Here is a 16,605-nt window from a genome sequence, read left to right as displayed (position 1 = left end):
CAATTGTCTGGCATTTACATACTTCATCAGTGCCGTACTGATAAAACGACTCGACAGGAAGATGCCCATCGCGGCAATGTTGTACAACTGAGCTGTTGCTTTATCAATGCCAAGGTTGTCGGCATATTGAATGATAAATGTCCAGCACATAATTTGAGCTGCCACATAAAATATCTGCGCAAGAACGCCTTCGCGATAGTTTCTGTTGGCAAATAATCGTTTGGCCGACTGCCAGGGATGGATTTTACTTTCGGGGTTGGTAACCGGTATTTTAACTGCTGCAATGATCGCGAACATGACAATAACAACCAGGCCGAGAATAACATATGGATTGCGAATGATCATCAGATCGTTGGTTCGGATTGCAGCTTTTGTTGCTTCGTCGAGCATCGGGAAAATCAATTCCCCGGCAGCATTTCTTTTATCCGATTCCAGCGCTACCAAAACAACCCGTGAGGCCACGAACATGCCGAGTAACGAACCCATGGGGTTGAATGCCTGAGCAAGATTCAGACGGCGGGTCGACGTTTTTTCACTTCCCAACGACAGAATGAATGGATTGGCTGTAGTTTCCAAAAAGGCTAAGCCGAAAGTTAGAATGTAAAGTGACAACAAGAAGAAGGTAAACTCTTCGTATTTGGCAGCGGGATAAAACAATAATGCGCCAACTGCATACAAGGCCAGTCCTAACAAGATTCCTTTTTTATAGGTGAAGCGCTGCACAAAAAGGGCAGCCGGAATAGCCATCGTGGCATAGCCGCCATAAAAGGCGAACTGAATGAGTGATGCCTTGGCATTGGAAATTTCCATCACCGTTTTAAATGCAGCAACCATTGGGTTGGTAATATCGTTTGCAAATCCCCACAGTGCAAAAAGACTGGTTACGAGGATGAACGGTAACAGATATTTTTTGGGGACAATTTTTTCGTTTTCGGATTTCATATTTCTCAGTGGTTTGTTGATTTAGTTGTTCTTTTTGGTCCAGCTTTGGTATTGTTGGTAAAGGTCTTGGTACTTTTTTGAATTCTCTGACGGAGTAATTGTTTCGCTCCTGTAGTTGATGTTTTTGCGGGCTTCTTCAACGGAACTGAACAATCCGCTGCCGGCAAAAACAAAAAGCGCGGCACCCAAAACGGTGGTTTCTTTTTGATCGATTAAGTGAATTGGAAGATTACAAACATCAGCACGAATCTGGTTCCACAGCTTATTTTTTGAACCACCGCCGACGCAAATAATTTGTTCCGCTTTAAAATTTCCGGCATTTTGAAGGGATTTAAGGCTATCGAACAAGCGGAACGCCAGACTTTCGAGTAGTGCTCTGTAAATTTGAGCCCGTGAGGTGTTTACTGTCAGTCCGCTAATGATACCTGCTTCCGAGTTTTCATTTTCCTTATAAAAGGAGGGCGATATTTTTAGTCCATGTGTGCCGGGCGCTATTTGTTCCGCGTCGGCAATCATTGTTTCGTAGAGTTTATCGGATGTTAAATCGGGGTAGAAGTTTCGTGAGAACCATTCGAGTACACCCGATCCGAGCCAGTTTTGTCCTATGTTGAAAATGCCCGGTTGGCTGTCGGCTTCGGTCGTCAGATTCTCGCTTAGTTCCGATTCTGTGGCGCTAAACTGCTTGGTTCGAGCCATTAAAATTTCCCATGTTCCGGAGCTTAATACCGGTTGGTTTAGTTCGGCTCCCGATCCAAAAATGGCAAACTGGGTGTCGTGTCCGGCAAAGTAGACCGGAATGCCTTGAGGAATTCCGGTTGATTGACTTGCTGTTTCGTGTGTTGTTCCGGCCTGTTCACCCGGTTCCGCGAGCGATCCCCAAATGGTGGTGTCCAGTCCAAGTTTATCGTGAATTTCGTTCGAGAACTGTCGGTTTTTCAAATCAAGCATCATGGAAGTTCCGGCCATGGTGCTATCGTTACGCTTCTCGCCGGTAAGTTTATGTATTAGGAGAGAGGTAATGAACAAGAACTGGTCTGCTTCGGCAATAATATTGGGGCGATTTTCCTTGAACCAGACCATCTTATTGATGGTGTTGAAAGGGTAGGGATAAACACCGCTAATTTGGAATAACTCGTTTAGCGGAATGTATTTATCAATGGAGTCCATGATTGGCTGAGTTCTGGCACATTGCCACGAAATAACCGGATAAAGCAGATCGCCTTCCTTTGAAACGAAGGTTCCATCGACTCCAAAGGTGGTTACAGTAGCACCCGCTATGCGCTGGGTATCAATCTCGGAGGTGACTTTTAGGGCCGCCCGACAAAGTTTTCCCCACATCTTTTCCAAGTCCCAGATACGCCCTCCCGGATAGTTCGGATCGTCGTCGGTTTCGTTAGGAAAAGACTGAGCAGCGAGAATTTCTCCCGCTTTGTTCATGGCGATTACCCGGACATTAGTGGCGCCACAATCAAAAACGATTGCAATATCTTTTTGTATCATCGTAAGTTTATCAGTTTTGGCGATTACCTTCTTCAGGAATTGAATCGGCAGATTTGTATTTAGTTGCCACAAATCCCACGAAAGGAGATTTGTGACAACTTTAGTTTAGCAAGGTACGGATGTGCTTTAATAAAGTGGGCCGTAAGTAGCGCAAGCTTTGTAGTCGGAGCCTTCTTTATCGGCACCAAACGAAGCCCATGCACTTGGTCTGAACACTTTCGAGTCGTCAACATTGTGCATACTCACCGGAATTCGCAACATAGCAGCCAGAGTAATCAGATCGGCACCAATGTGTCCGTAACTAATTGCTCCGTGGTTAGCTCCCCAGTTGGCCATTACACTGTAAACATCTTCAAAAGCGCCAGCTCCGTTAGTACGAGGTACAAACCAGGTTGTTGGCCAGGTCGGATTTGTCCGTTCATCTAAAACGGCATGTACATCTTCAGGCAATTCAACAGTCCATCCTTCAGCAATTTGTAGAACCGGTCCAAGTCCTTTTACCAGGTTTACACGGCTCATGGTAACAGGCATTTCGCCGGCCGTTTTAAATTGAGAAGAATAGCCGCCTCCACGGAAATATTCGCGATCAGCCTGTGGCCATTTGGTATTGTCCAGACATTTTTGTGCTTCTTCTTCGGTAATTTCCCAGAATGGTTTCATTGCCGGATTACCTTCAGCATCGCGTTGCTGGGCAGTCGCGTCCAACGTGGTCGATCCGGAATTAATTAAGTGGATGATACCATCTTTTGCTTTTCCTGACAGTTCTTTTCCGGTTACGCGTTTAACTGCTTCAGGGCTCCAGTATGTTCTTACATCCGAGAATATTTGCGATGTATTGGAAACTAAATGCCCGAATAACATGGCCACGCCGTTTAGGCTGTCGTTTTCGGTTGCCAGTACAAACGACTGACGGATGCCATTCCAGTCGAAAGAAGAATTTAAAATAGCTTCGGTGAAATCGGCATTAGGCTTATAGTCTGTCCATTGACGTTGTCCCTGGAATCCACCCATAATCGCGTTTCTGCCAAGTCCTTCTTCGCGATATCCTTTTTCAATCAACTTCGGATTACCAATCATCATATCGCGGCAAATCAGGGTCATTTTCACCACTGTTTCCCACTCATATTGTTTGCGGGCTGCATCAACTTTGTTTTGCGGTTTGTTGTGATCAACTCCTTCTTTACAATTTGCTTTGGTCCACTCCAGTGCCTTTGCATATTCTTCCTGATCATAAATGCCTTCATCAATTCGGCGAAGGATTTCAACTGATTCAACAAATTCAGTCCGGATTCCCAGGTACTTTTGAAAGAAGTCTGAATCGACCATAGAACCTGCGATCCCCATCGAGCTGTATCCGATTGACAGATACGATTTTCCGTTCATTTGAGCGACCGCCAGACCGGATTTTACAAAGCGTAAAATCTTTTCCTGAACATCTTGAGGGATGTTTAAGTCGCCTGCATCTTGCACATCGCGACCATAAATTCCGAATGTTGGCAGGCCTTTTTGAGTGTAACCGGCCAGAGCGGCAGCCAGGTAAACAGCGCCCGGACGTTCAGTACCGTTGAAACCCCAAACGGCTTTCGGAATCAGTGGATCTGTATCCATTACTTCGGTTCCGTAGCACCAACATGGAGTTACGGTTAACGAAACGCCTACGTTTTCTTTACTGAACTTATTGGCGCACATTGCAGCTTCGGCAACACCACCAATGCAAGTGTCTGCAATTACGCATTCAACTTTTTCGCCGCTGGGGAACCGGAGGTTTTCCTCGATTAACTTTGCAGCTGATTTAGCCAAAGCCATCACCTGATCTTCCAACGATTCACGAACACCGCGTTCACGTCCATCAATTACCGGACGGATGCCAATCTTAGGTAAGTCACCTATTAATCTATTTGCCATTTTTTTGTCTTATTTATGTAAAAATTAGGTTCTCTAATTGTCGGTGTAAAATTGATAATTCCAGAACTTTCGGTAAATGCTGAAAATTAGTATTTTTGTATCTGATTTAAACATTGGCCAGATGAACACCTTTTTTAAAATACCTGATAAAGGAGATCCGTCAGACGTGCTTCAACTTTTTCCGAGTTACAATTTGCAGCTGTTGTGTTGTCGCTATTGGTGGCTCCGTAAATGGGAGTTCCGGGAATTATCGTTTCCATACTGGCGTGTTTATTGGAATAAGCAGGATGGTGCGAATATCTTATACAAAGGAGTTGAATATGCCCTGACGAAGGATAAAATTGTGATAATTGCACCTAACACAGCCTTTGCGACACGACTTTATAACAACAAAATACCTTATACCGGATACGAGCTGGAAGGAGGACGTGTTGGAGAAACGGAAACCGAAGAAGAATTGGTTGCTAAAGGGAGTATCATCCATTTGTTCATCCATTTCAATATAGGTATGCCATACGATCATGTGGCGCCTGGCATTTTTATCTTCGATATAAACGACCATTTATATTATAAACTGAGTGTGATCATCGATCGGCTGTCGGTTGATGCGACCCGTTTTGATTTCTTTTCGGTGTTGGCCATTCAATCGCTTATAAGTGATTTGCTGTCGGAGATCCCCGAATCGAGCTGGAATGCCACGACGAAAGATTTCAGGATTTTGGACGTTTTGAGTTTTATCGAGGACAATTTAACCGATAAGCTTATAAACGAACAGCTCGCAGAGCAAGCCAAGTTGTCGACCAATGCTTTTACGCGTCTTTTTAGAAACGAGGTGGGCTTATCGCCTCAGCGCTATGTGAGGCAAAAGCGGATTGATAAAGCATGTGTTCTGTTGCACCACTCGGCGTTAACCATTGATGAAGTCGCTTTTCAATCGGGCTTTGCAAACCGATATCATTTTTCCAGGGAGTTTAAATCGCAAACAGGTCTCTCGCCGGCGATGTACCGAAAAGAATTTAAGTACTGATCGATACCCGCCTTAGTTCGAGATGCGTAATCGAGATTTGTTCGTTGATTTAGTATTTTCTGGCAATCCGAATGGCATTTAAAACAGCTTCTCCTTTTTCGGGAATAAAATGAATGTTGATTCCCTGATTGTTTTCGGCCCGAACGATAAATTTTTTCTCAATTGCCCGTTCGGCGCCATAATCAGCCGCCAGGTTTAAGCTTTTCACCATGAGTTGATTGTTAATTTCAATGCTGAAAACACGTTCTTCGGCCAATTCAGTCACAGCGTCGTTCCCTAAGTTATAAACCGACATTTCTTTTGCTGCCGGAGAAACCAGTTCCGCAAAGTACAAGCTTACGGCATAGGTTCCGTTCGGAATATCGGCTCGAAAGCCTTCAATACCAACACGCTGCGTTTGATAGATTGGATCATCTCCGGTACCCATGATATCGGCGTCGGAAGTTGGAAGAGAGCCAAATCGTGTTTTCTTGCGGTAAAAAGCACCACCGAACGCGCCCCAGCTTCCTTCTTCCCAATTTCGATCGGAAAGCCAAACAATGGCCGGATCTTTTTCAAAGAAACTGCTGTTTCCACCCAAACTAACATTAAGATCTTCAAAATTGAATTCGGGATTGGAAAGTGAATGAGGAAGAAGTTTGAAATTTATCCGCTGAACATCTTTAATCGTCTTCCCGTCCTTTAACCCTGCGACTTCAAGCAGATTTTCGCCATCGGCAAAAGGCACGATCCATTTGGCCACATGGTCGGTAAACGTTTGGTTGCCCAGCGATTTTCCATTCAAAAAGAATTCGGCATGGGGCAGGTTGCTGAAAACTGTAATTGATTGATTGCTGTGGTTCTCCGTTTTATTTGCGACACCACTCCGGTTCTGCAATCCTCTGGACGCGATAAAAATTACCGGTTCTGACGAGAGGCTGGCCTTATAAAACCAATATCCGTCTTTGGGTGTTCGGTCGGTTGTTACGATACCTTTATTGTTGACATGAGGAGTTGCGTCAATGCGGCTTTCCGAGTAGAAATCGTTGAGATTCCATATGGTTGCTCCCGAAACGAACGGTTTAGACTGAATAGTTTTAAGGTAGAATTCGTGAACTAATTGTCCGTATTCCACCGAGAAATCAAATCGTTCCGGTTGTTCAGAGCGGATCCGTTCATCAACTCCCGGGCCAAATTCTGTGACAAACAAAGCTTTTTCGGGCAGCTGTTCGTGAATCGATTCAAGCACTGACTCGAAATCATTTATTCTTCCGGAATACCAACCCTGATAGAGGTTCCAGCCAACAAGGCGCGGAATTTGGGTCAGTCGGGCATTGTGGTATCGTTTAAGATCGCCGTGGTTTGAAATCATCGTATAGCGCTGTGGATCCAGGTTTCGGGCAATGTTTTCGAGGCTCAGCGCCAATGTGGTAACATTCGATGTGTAGGTTGGATAATTCGGATCAGAAGTGGGATAGGGCAGTCGCAGCAGAACTTCGTTCATGTAAGCCCAAATCAAAACCGACGGATGATTGAAGTTCTGTTTCACCATTTCGGTCATCATGGTTTGGCAGTTGGCGGAAAATTCATCTGTTTCAGCAATCCGGTTTACAATCGGGATTTCCACGGAACTTGCAATTCCATTTCGGTCGCAATACTCCAAAACGGTTGGGTCTTGCGGATAATGCGAAACACGAAGGAAATTGCCCCCCATATCGTTAAGCAAGCGCATATCGCGTAACACAAATTCGTCGGGTAGCGCATTCGCTCGATCTTTAAAATCCTGATGGCGGTTTGTGCCGATTAACTTGGTCGGTTTCCCGTTCAACGAGAACCCTTTTTCGGGGTCAAACTCAAAATACCGAATGCCAAAATTATTGGTTACTTCATCGATTTGTTTTTCTGTTTCGGCATCCAGGATTGATGTTTTTGCGGTGTACAAACAGGGATTTTCAAAGGACCAAAGGATTGGGTTTTCAAGCTTCGCTTCAATCAAAACTTCTTGTTGTTCTTCCGGATTTAAGGCGTGTTTTTTTCGTGTTGTCCAAACTCTTTCCCCGGATTGGTTTAGAATGCTGGTTTCAAGAATTATTGATGTGCTTTGCTGGCTTTTGTTGTCGACAAGAGTGGTGATTTTTACCAGAGCCTGCTGTTCGTTTACCCGAGGAGTCTCGATGTACACACCCGACGAGGCATGATCAGTTAGTGAAACATGCACTTTGTCGGTAACAACCAGATAAACATCGCGGTAAATTCCTCCGAAAAAAGTAAAATCGGCCGAGTAGGGCGGGATGTTGTCGTTATGACTGTTGTCCACTTTGATCTCCAGCTGATTGGGTTTTCCAAAGTGCAAAAATTTGGTAATGTCGAAGCAAAACCGGGTATATCCGCCAATATGCTTTCCTGCTGAATGGCCGTTTACAAATAACTCTGCCACCTGATTGACTCCTTCGAAATACAGATAGATTTGCTTGTCTGAATTCGAAGCATCCAGGTTCAATTCCCTTTGGTAAATCGCCATTCCGCGGTAATAACCACTTTCTTCATCCTGAACATCGATGGTATTCCAGCTATGCGGGATATTCACAAGTTGCCAGTCGGAATCAGCCTCTTTCCTGAAATTCCAGTTTTCATTGATGCTGTATGTCAGCCGGTCTGCAAGTGCCGAAAGGATTGAAAGAGAAAGCAGTAGAGATAGAATCAGTTGTTTCATCGGGTTTTGATTTTTTTTTTAGCTTTTCATTTGGTTGTGTTTCCGCGAAATTCAAACGGGCCACGGTCGGGCTTTGAATCCAATGCTTTTCCGGTGAAATCAAGGTCTCCGTTTTGTTCGATCGGAAGGCCGGAGTCAATCGCCGGTGAACCTTGCCGCAACAGAAATCGCGCCCACGAGTTCGCGCTAATACTTCCGTCTTCAGCAATAAACCTTGGATTCGAATCGATCGCTTCCGGATCAGCAGGTTTGTTTTGAATGGATCCGTAAAACAGATTGGCGTGAAAGAAATTCCGGGTACTTTTTCCCAGATCAAAATAGCAGCCTTCGCCTCTGGACACAAAAATGTTGTTCTGGTAAAGGATTGAATCACTGTATCCTCCCCAGCTTTTGTGAAAGATCAGTTTGACCGAATCGTGTTCAGCGCTATTGTAAATTAGGTTGTTGTATATTTTGGTGTTGCTCGACGTTCCGGATGAACGGATCACATGTTCAGCATTGTCTTCGAAAACATTGTACCGCACAATTGTTCCGTCGTTAAAGCTGGTTTTGCTGCCACCGTCGCAACAAATCAGTATTCCGCCAAATCCGTTGTGATGGCTGTAATTGTACTGAAAAACCGAATTTTTGCAATTCCAGTCGCTGTCGAATCCACCTGCATCGGCATCTTTTTTGCCGTCCCAGCTGTCGGCTTCGGAGTTGTACACGGTGTAGCAAGCTTCGTTGTACTGAAAAAGCGCATTGTCGCAATTAAACGGAAACGATGCGTTGCCACTGCCTTTCAGCGCGCAACGATTGAAAAAGTTGTATTCGACTACCGGCGATTTGGCTACACGGACAATAAGCGCGTTGGCACCGGTACGCTCAAACCGGTTGTTACGGATAACGATGTTGTTGCTCGGAAGCCAATTGTGCGTTTTCCCGTTGGCCAACGTCTCGCCCCATTTGCTTTTCAGCGACCGGTTCGACCACACCGAGCTGTTCGAAAAACCGGTTCGGTCGACATCGTGGATGTAACAATCCTGCAAAACGATATCATTGAAATTAGTCGGTTTTCGTTGCTCCAGATCTTCGTCCCAGCTAATTTCCATGAATATTCCGCCATTATCTTTGGTTTGCATGTCCCCGTTCACATCGCAAATTTCCAGACCGGTAAAATGGATGTGACGTAGTGTTCCGGCATCGCGGGCTTCCACTAGAATGCCCATTTTCACAGCATTTGACCAGACATTTTTCCCTTCACTTTTAACCGGAGTCGGTTTCTCAAAAGCTTTGAAGTTTTTTATTTTCAGGTATTTGAATTCCCAGTATTCCTGGTTGAACAGCCGGATTGTACAGGAAGCTCTTTCTCCTGAAGCTACACCACCACGAGCATCAAGTTCGGGTAGCGGGCCGTTTCCGTAGGCCGACATGACGATTGGTTTTCCTTCGGTACCTGATCCCTGTAGTTTTAGGTTTCCAACCCAGGAACCGCCCCGACGGAACAAAATTGAATCGCCGCCCTGAAACTTAACCTGATTGACCCGCTCGAGGCTTTTCCATGGGGTATAGATGGAAGTGCCATTGTTGGAGTCGTTACCGCTTTGATTATCAATGTAGTAACTCGTTTGCGCGTAGCTCGAAAAAGATAAAATCAATCCCGCAATGAAGAGTATTCTTTTCATTTTTATGGACTTATTTGGTGAAAAAGTTCTGGTTTAATTCACTTTTTTGCTTTTATAATTTCCTGATGCATCTGGTTGCCATCGACATCGTAATGTGTAAAGCAAATCATAGGCTGATCGTTTTCACGGTATATGTTTACCGCAAGAAAACCGCCTTTCACCCGCAAGAATTTGTGTTCCGGTTTTATATCATCTTCGTTCCAGCCCTGCGCGTGCGAATCGCTCGAGGGGCCCTGGCTGAATTCCATCAATCCGGTTGTTAAGTCGGTTGAAACATATTGCCAGTGCCGGTCGCCATTAATCACAAAGGTGTTTTTATGCCCAGCCAGAAATTGACGAACCCATTTACCTTCTGTTTCGTGTGATTTGTTGGCATAGTTGTCGTTTTTGCCTGTTTCGCGGTCGGGACCCACCACAGGAGTTTGTGAAACCAGAATTTTGAAGGTCGCGTCAGATTCATTCATTGTTTGAATAAACCACTCTTTTTGTTCGGTGCCCCAAATGGTTTTGTTTGGTCCGTCAGGTTCTTTGTTTTCGCTCCGGAATTCGCGGCCTTCAACGATCCAAACCTGCACATCTTTGCCCCAGCGAAAAGTTCGGTAGGGACTTCCTTCAAGCGGTGCCTGTTCGTCCCAGACTTTCAGGGCATCGCTGAAGGTAAGTTCGCCCAAAGGTGCAATTTTCGGTGACGCATCGTCCTTCAACATATCGTGGTCGTCCTTTTGGAGGTAAACCGGGACATTTGAGTAAAAGTCGACCAGCGAAGGCCAGGAGTTCATGGCGTGCCACTTGTGCCGCGCGAGTTCAACCGTATATGCCATAGGGCCGGGTTTGTCGTAGTAGACAAAATCGCCGGTTTGGCATTGAAAATCAGGATGTAGCCGGAGCATGTTGTCGTAGATTTTAAACCCGCGGATGGAGTCGTCGTAATCCCAGAAATACTGGCACGAAGTTGAGGTAAAGGTAACGGGCACAATCTGCTCGGGTAAAGGAGCAGTTTTAAAACTACCTGCACTGCTTGAAACCGGACTTTTGGCATCCCGACGACCTTCCAGTTTTATCTGGTATTCTGTATTCGGTGTTAATCCGCTAAAGGTTTTCTTCAAGGTAAAGTCCTGATAGGGTGAAACAAATTCCCAGTCGGTGGAAATAGAGTCGCTTGCGGAGATGAGCGTGACCTTTACTTGTCCGAAAGCTCCTTCGACAGCCCCATCCATTTGCCCAACCGGGCTGTTGTTGTCGAAATTGACCGGGCTGCGAAATGGCGCTTCCTTTCGCTGATGGTGAATGGAAACCGGAGTAGGAGCGTTGCACAGTCGAGTCCAGATTACCGCGCTCGATTCGGTGACTTCGCCAATTTTTAGTCCGGTTGTAAAATACACGTCGTTGGCTGAAAATGCGAAGAACGATTGCATCGCAAAAAACAGGCTTGCCACGATTAATCGGAATTGTCTCATCTGATCGTCATTTGGTTGTTACTATCTACTTCTTCTACTCAGTTACTACAGGCTGAACGTTTTCCAGCTTAACCGTAATTGGGTTGGGCCATTTGGTGTTGTTGTAAATGCGTTGAGCCCGAACCACGGAAATGTGCAATCCATCCTTTTCCTGAACAAAGCGCGACTGTGCATCTATTTCAGGATGATATTCCACTACTTTGTCGTTTTGTCCCAGCACGCTGATTTTGGTATCTGGTGTAGCCTTCACCGAGCGAATGACAAATTCCTTGCGATCGCCTTTTTTCCAATCGGGAATGCCGGTAATAATCGCGTAAACCGTTTTGCGATCGTTCGATGCTGTGAACCAGATGTTCTCTTCACGAGTGACTTTCCAGGGGCGCACATTTTGAATGGCTTCCTGATTGACAAAATTCCAGGCTGCCAATTCGGTTAGGTTGCGGGCTTCAGGGTCGGGTATTTCACCGTATGGATCGAGACCGATGTTTAAAAGAAGGTTGCCGCCTTTGGCTCTCGTCTCAACAATCATTTCAATAATTTTTCCGGCCGGTTTCAACTCATCGTTCGTAGGTTTGTATTGCCATTGGGTACCCATTGTAACGCACGACTCCCATAAATTATCGTCCACTTCGCTCAGTAGCTTTTGTTCCGGAGTATTTACAGCTCCTCGGGTGATCACCAAATCGGGTTGCAGTTTCCAGGCTTCGTCCTTACACGATTCTTTTGGGTTTCCATCAATAAACAGCACATCGATTTTGCCGTAATTTGAAAAAAGCTCGTGGGTTTGTTGGCGAATAAAGTCTTTGTACTTCGCTGTAAATTCGTCGCTAAACTCATTTCCGCGTCGACGAATGGTTTGATTATTATCGTGGAGAAACTTAAAATCTTCGGGAGAATAATAAAAGCCAACTGCCAGTCCTGCCTTTCGGACACCGTCAACATATTCTTTTAACAAATCTTTCCCGTAGGGAGTATTGGTAATGTTAAAATCAGTGGTTTTGGTGTCCCACATGCAAAAGCCTGAATGGTGTTTTGTGGTGAATACGATGTATTTCATACCGGCAAGTTTTGCCTGAGTGGCAACTTTATGCATGTCGAAATCCTGAGGGTTGAAGGTTTTGGGCAATTCATTAATAAAGCGGTTCACATAATCGTCGGAAGCGCCAACCATCGAATGGCTGATAACAATTCCCAACTGGCTGTCCATGCTCCAATGGATAAACATGCCGAAGCCCAAATCGCGCAGCCATTCCTGGCGTTCGGGTTTGTTGAGGTTCGAACTGGCATTGGCATCCGAGTCAATTTGCGCCCAACTGCTGACAACAAAAAATGTGGCTGTAAGGAATAGAATTAGCTTTTTCATAGATAGATGTGGTTTAGTTTTATCGTTTATCAATTTCGGTATATCGGTGTTGTGGGTTACTGTATTTTGTCGATTGGGAAAGGATCTGAAGTCTCTTTAATCCAGTCTTTCAACATTTGGCGGTGCGCCAGAAGCTGTTCTTTGTATTCTGGCAAATTAGCTACCGGACGCAGTTCGCCCGGATCTTTTGCCAGATCGAAGAGTTGTTCCGGGTTTTCTCCTCCATCAAACAGAAAGTACTTGTATCGTTCGCTGACGACCATTCGACCGACAAAAAGATTTCGACCGCCATTGTCTTCGTCTTTGGCCGATTGGTTTATTTCCGAAACAATGTAGTTCCGGTTTTCGCCTGAAGCTTTTGCGTTTTTCAAAAAGTTGGAGCTTAAATCTTTCCCCGGAAGTTTTTCATCCAATTCTATTCCGGCGATTTTACAAATAGTGGGGTAGAGATCCAATCCGCTAGAAGTGAGTGTTTTCGAGTCAATCACTCCGGATTTGGTCTGTCCTTTCCACGAAATAATGAAAGGGACATTGACCGACTCTTCGTAGAAATTCATCTTTTGGTTCCATTGATGCGAAGCGTGTCCGTCGCCGTGATCGGAGGTGTAAAAGATGATCGTATTTTCCAGTAATCCTTGTATTTCAAGCTTATTCACCACGTTTAAGATATGATTGTCCATTTTTTCGACCAGCCGGTCGTAGCCGTACATGTATTGCCTCCATTCGGTTTCGCCCCAGTACTTTACAGGGTGTTTGCCAAACTGAACCACATCGGTTGAGTCGGGTGTTCGCCGGCAGTAAAAGCCCTCGGTTTCATCGGGCGGAATAGCGAAATTGGCTGGCAGTGGCGGACATTGATTCACATCCATTCGTTCTTCAACCGGGCCATCATGATAATTATCGCCAAGGCCTGAAATGTTTCGGGCAAGCTCGCAACAGTCGTGTGGGTTTAGAAAAGAAGTGACCAAAAAGAATGGTTTGTCGTGTTTCTCATTCAAAAAATCGATTGTCATCTTTTCGGTTTTCGAATCATCATGTTCATCTTTATATGCCTCGAATCCGTGCCAATCGGCCACTTTACCGATTTTAGAATTGGAAACATGCCATTTCCCAAAATAGGCTGTTTCGTAACCGGCATTTTTCATTGTTGTGCCAATCGCCGGAAAGATTGTCAGATCGGCGTGGCTCTTGCTGGGCATCATTCCGGTCATGATCGATGCGCGCGAAGCCACACACACCGGATAGGTACAATAGCTTCGGGTAAAGGTCACCCCTTCAGAAGCCAGTTTATCAATACCCGGTGTTTCAAGGTACGGATAGCCGGTTTGGCTCATTATTTTCCCGGAATGCTGATCGGATATTATCAACAGAATATTTGGACGTTTATCCTGCGCTTGTGAAACGAGGCTGAAGAGTCCAACTACAGCGCATAAAAGTGAATTTTTTTTCATTATCCGGAGGTTTGGTTTTTAAATAGTTTAAGCATTTCCGCGGCGTAGCGTTCGCCCAGTAAACGTTGGCTGGCCGCATTGAAATGGGTATTGTCGATGGTGCTTGTTCCTTCGCTTGTTGCGACACCGGTATTCGGGATCAATGCGGGCAAGGTCAGAATCATTTCGTTGAAAGCGTGGCGTGCCGTTTTATCTTCCGATAGCTGACCGGCAACAAAGGGGAGGTCGGGGATACCCAGGTCGGTTCGGAGAGATTGAATGAGTTCGGTGATTTTTTCAGGATAAGCATCTGATTTCGAAACGTTAGCCTCGCCCTGATGCCAAACAATCCCTTTTAACGTGCCGAATTGCATCGCCATTTTTACCCGTTTCACCGCTTCGGTGTATAAGGTGTCGCCGGGTGCCCATTCAGCAATTGAAGTTCCGCCTTTGGCATTAACAACCAAGCCTATTGGTTTCCCGGAATTCGCCTTAGCCATTTCGCGGGCAAAAGTATAGCCAGGCCCCATTTTCTGCATGGAAATAGCTTTTCGCACGGTGGAATATTTGTTTAGCGGATTGGCTGCTTTCTCCCATTCGTTCCCTTCAATACCGGTGAACAGAAAGACTCCTTCCAAACTGTCCAGATCCTGGGGTTCGATGTCGGCTCTGCCGGCCATATTTGACTGACCGATTAAAAGGTAAATGTCCAGATTATTCGATTTCGGAGATGCAAATTCGCTGTCCTTTTCAACTGCCTTGTCGTAATGGGGGGCTGCCGAAGTTCCAACTTGACCAAAAGCTGTATAAAGTATGGAACTCAGAATAAATAGTATAACGTATCTCATCCGTAAATAATTAGTATCGTTAAAAGTAGGCAAGTGCCTTGAATTTATTTGTTTGTCAGCTGTTTGTTTATTTCAAAACAACCTATTGTTCCCTGTCTTTTTCGTTATTGGTTGGGCATATGAGCCAAAATTTATCAATTTGAGTTCAACGTTGAATCCATTGTAACTGCCTCTTTATAGTACGATTAACTCAGCCTAACCGGGTGGGGGGCACTTAGTTCTTGTCAAAATAGTCAATTACATTGTAAACCTGAGTGTTCAGTTCTTTCATTTCATCCATCATGGGCTTCCACAGCTCATATTCATTGTTGACGATCCCTTTGTTTGCATCTACATTCGATGGGTCAACACCTTTGGCTGTAGGGTCATTGTCTTGATATTTAAAGTAGTGCCAGCCTACGCAGTTCTTCGATTCGATCAAGGCCAGGTTGTAGTTCTGGTAAAACAGGCCACGATCTTTTTGAGTCCGTACGATCCACCCTGCTCCACTCGAGTTGCCCATCCCCGAATCTTCGCCCTTGGTGTAATATTCGGTTACTATAAAGGGTTTTCCTGTCCATGTAGCCCAGTTGGCCATCTGTACCGAATCCGGTGTCCAGTAGTTGTAATAATTGTTTGAAATGATGTCGAGGTATTTCCCCGCAACTTTCATGAATTCTTCCTGATTTTTTTCGTCGCTGTAAAAACGGGCACCGATGTACAGGTGGTTAGGATCGTATTTTTTGATTACTCCCGCTACCGTTGAGAAATACTTATCGGCTACAAGAGCCATAAATATTTCGCGGTGCTTGTCGGTTATTTGCTCTTTGCCAATACCCTGGTCTTTTAACCATGATTCCGCTGCCATCCGCCCGCGATCACCTTCGGGCAACGACAAATAATTATCGATGGCGTTGAATTTAAATGGCATTTCGTTATCGGAGAAGTAACCAAACAAATTCGGATCGTCCTTGTAGGCAACCAATTGTTTGGCATGTTCGTCGCAAAAGGACGCGAATTCCGGATCAAAAACAAAAATGGCGTCGTTGGGGTAGCCTGTATGCCCTGGTTGCTGGTATGTTCCACCCCTTTTGTGCCCGTAGCTGGCCATGAAATTCCAGTTGATACAATAAGCCATTGGTCGATCCAATTTTTTATTGGTTTCAATGATTAATTTTTCATCCGACCATGAACCGGCACAATTGAAGCCGTTTTCGTGCAGCAGGTCAATCGTTTCCTTCATCCAGTTTTCTTTTGTGTCGAATTTGTCTTTCAATGCCTGCTGGCTGCGGCTCGATTTTCCGGCATTGATACTGTTTAGCGCTACATTAAAATAAAGATAGCCATCGGGATCGACAGCCCACCATCGCCCGTCGATTTTTTCGACCCTGAAAAAACCGGTTGAATCGAGCCGGCTGTCAGTCCGGCCGCCGTACTTACTTCGTGCGATTGGCGTTTCACGGGGCACATACCCGGAAAGCAAATCAATAGTTCTGGTTTTGAACGGTTGATATTCGCCGTAGGTTCGCGTTCCATCCTGGTTGTAATGCCTGACTTTGGCGTCGACTAAAATGTATTGTTGCTGACTGTACTGATCTTCGTTTTTTGCGTTTGAACAGCTTGTTAAACACGAAGTTAACAGTATGGTCAGGTAGATTAGGTTATTCTTCATCTGTAAATAATTTGTTATTATTGACCGACTGCCTCTCTGACGACCAGCAGTGAATCCCTCCAAATGATCATCACCTTATTGTAATTTTGATCTCTCCGTAGCTTATGGCAAGCATCAAAAAGAATA

Annotated in this window: 11 protein-coding genes; 1 reads left to right on the top strand and 10 read right to left on the bottom strand. The window is 45.1% G+C overall.

Annotated features, from left to right (window positions below; genetic code table 11):
• The 3 genes from fucP to ABZD21_RS08185 form a co-directional block, all read right to left on the bottom strand.
• Window positions 1-942 (bottom strand): L-fucose:H+ symporter permease (fucP, locus tag ABZD21_RS08195; protein WP_372774278.1); only part of this gene is annotated, 942 nt, incomplete at its 3' end.
• A 21-nt stretch (window positions 943-963) separates the two neighbouring features.
• Window positions 964-2,442, bottom strand: a complete 1,479-nt coding sequence (gene fucK / locus ABZD21_RS08190; protein ID WP_372774276.1) for an L-fuculokinase — start codon at window positions 2,440-2,442, stop codon at window positions 964-966.
• A 126-nt stretch (window positions 2,443-2,568) separates the two neighbouring features.
• On the bottom strand, window positions 2,569-4,347 hold the full coding sequence (locus ABZD21_RS08185; protein ID WP_372774274.1) for an L-fucose isomerase: 1,779 nt from the start codon (window positions 4,345-4,347) through the stop codon (window positions 2,569-2,571).
• A gap of 121 nt (window positions 4,348-4,468) precedes the next feature.
• On the opposite strand from ABZD21_RS08185, the gene ABZD21_RS08180 reads away from it, so the two are divergent.
• Window positions 4,469-5,374 carry a helix-turn-helix domain-containing protein gene (locus ABZD21_RS08180; RefSeq protein ID WP_372774272.1) on the top strand — a complete coding sequence of 302 codons (906 nt, stop codon included), beginning with the start codon at window positions 4,469-4,471 and terminating at the stop codon, window positions 5,372-5,374.
• A 49-nt stretch (window positions 5,375-5,423) separates the two neighbouring features.
• Here the strand turns inward: ABZD21_RS08180 and ABZD21_RS08175 are convergent, their stop codons facing one another.
• From ABZD21_RS08175 to ABZD21_RS08145, 7 genes are all read right to left on the bottom strand, one after another.
• On the bottom strand, window positions 5,424-8,066 hold the full coding sequence (locus ABZD21_RS08175; protein WP_372774270.1) for a glycoside hydrolase family 2 TIM barrel-domain containing protein: 2,643 nt from the start codon (window positions 8,064-8,066) through the stop codon (window positions 5,424-5,426).
• A 26-nt stretch (window positions 8,067-8,092) separates the two neighbouring features.
• A complete protein-coding gene (locus ABZD21_RS08170; RefSeq protein WP_372774268.1) occupies window positions 8,093-9,730 on the bottom strand; it encodes a hypothetical protein in 1,638 nt (545 codons plus the stop codon).
• A 38-nt stretch (window positions 9,731-9,768) separates the two neighbouring features.
• Window positions 9,769-11,187: an alkaline phosphatase gene (locus tag ABZD21_RS08165; RefSeq protein ID WP_372774267.1), complete on the bottom strand. Its 1,419-nt coding sequence runs from the start codon at window positions 11,185-11,187 to the stop codon at window positions 9,769-9,771.
• A 34-nt stretch (window positions 11,188-11,221) separates the two neighbouring features.
• The gene (locus ABZD21_RS08160) at window positions 11,222-12,550 is read right to left on the bottom strand and encodes an alpha-L-fucosidase (protein ID WP_372774266.1); all 1,329 of its coding nucleotides are present in this window, start codon (window positions 12,548-12,550) and stop codon (window positions 11,222-11,224) included.
• Between the two features lie 56 nt (window positions 12,551-12,606).
• The gene (locus ABZD21_RS08155; RefSeq protein ID WP_372774264.1) at window positions 12,607-14,001 is read right to left on the bottom strand and encodes a sulfatase; all 1,395 of its coding nucleotides are present in this window, start codon (window positions 13,999-14,001) and stop codon (window positions 12,607-12,609) included.
• Entirely contained in the window at window positions 14,001-14,828 is an 828-nt protein-coding gene (locus ABZD21_RS08150; RefSeq protein WP_372774262.1) for a sialate O-acetylesterase, read from the bottom strand. Before ABZD21_RS08150 ends, ABZD21_RS08155 begins: the two co-directional genes overlap by 1 nt.
• A gap of 214 nt (window positions 14,829-15,042) precedes the next feature.
• Window positions 15,043-16,479 (bottom strand): agarase, encoded by a 1,437-nt coding sequence (locus ABZD21_RS08145; protein ID WP_372774261.1) that lies wholly within the window; start codon window positions 16,477-16,479, stop codon window positions 15,043-15,045.
• Window positions 16,480-16,605: the final 126 nt, after the last annotated feature.

Source organism: Mangrovibacterium sp., assembly GCF_041596335.1.
In the GTDB taxonomy this organism is placed as follows: domain Bacteria; phylum Bacteroidota; class Bacteroidia; order Bacteroidales; family Prolixibacteraceae; genus Mangrovibacterium.
The sequence above is the reverse complement of the archived record's forward strand: the minus strand, read 5'-3'. Positions and strand labels throughout refer to the sequence as shown.